This is a genomic window from Leisingera sp. F5, assembly GCF_001593695.1.
Genome location: NZ_LUKH01001469.1, coordinates 1 through 1,010 on the forward strand (window position 1 = coordinate 1; position 1,010 = coordinate 1,010).

Genomic DNA, 1,010 nt, shown 5'->3' on the forward strand with positions numbered 1-1,010 from the left:
GGCCGGCACCGCCACGGGTGCCAAAATGGATGCAATGATGGAGGATCTGGCCCCGGCCTTTGGCCAGCTGCATGGCGCCAGCGATACTTTCCTGGAAATCCTGTCGGACTACGGCGTGACCCATCACGGCCATCTGGACCGCAGCCTCAGCATGATCACCCGCAACGGCGGCGACAACACCGTGCGCGGCACCAGCGGCGCCGATGGCATTGATGCAGGCCGCGGCGATGACAAGATCATCGGCAAGGGCGGCGCCGACGTGCTGCAGGGCAACTACGGCAATGACACGCTGTATGGCGGCGGCGGCAACGATGTGCTGGACGGCGGCCACGGCGAGGATACGCTGAAGGGCGGCGGCGGCAACGACCTGCTGATCAGCCGCGCCGACGGGCGCGAGGGGGCCATCGCCTATGACCCGGACCGCGACGAGGGCGACCCGCTGAACGAGCTGACAGATGGCAAGCTGTACCCCGATCAGCCGGTGCCGGGCGATGATCTTCTGATCGGCGGCAAGGGCGCGGATATCTTTTACTTCCAGACGCTTATCAATGCCAAAGAGCGCTATATCGAAAAGCACACCCGCGACGACGGCACCATCAACTGGCATGGTGTGGCGGGTGAAAACGACAAGTTGCACGACCATTGGGTCGACATTATGGGCCATGATGTGGTGCAGGATTTCAGCCGTGCTGAGGGCGACCGGATTGTCATCGAGGGCCACACCACCGAGATTGCCTCGATCACCTATGGCGACAAGAACGGCGACGGGGTGATGGATCACTCGGTGATTGCGCTGTACTCGGATCAGGGCAACAACGGCGGCGCCCATAACGACGATCTGCTGGGCAAAGTCACGGTCTATGGCGACCTGGTGAAACTGTCGGACATCGAACACACCGCGGCGCCGGCCTATGGCATCGTCAAGAGCATCGACGATCTGGAGGAGGCGCTGGCGCCAACCGCGGTTTCCGAAAACACCGGCAAGATCAAGGTCCCGGGATCGGCGCTGG

Annotated in this window: 1 protein-coding gene; it reads left to right on the plus strand. The window is 63.0% G+C overall.

What is annotated here, in order from left to right; all coding sequences use genetic code 11:
- Positions 1-1,010, plus strand: a 1,010-nt coding sequence (locus A2I95_RS42325; RefSeq protein ID WP_291738207.1) for a calcium-binding protein, incomplete at both ends; no start/stop codon positions are given.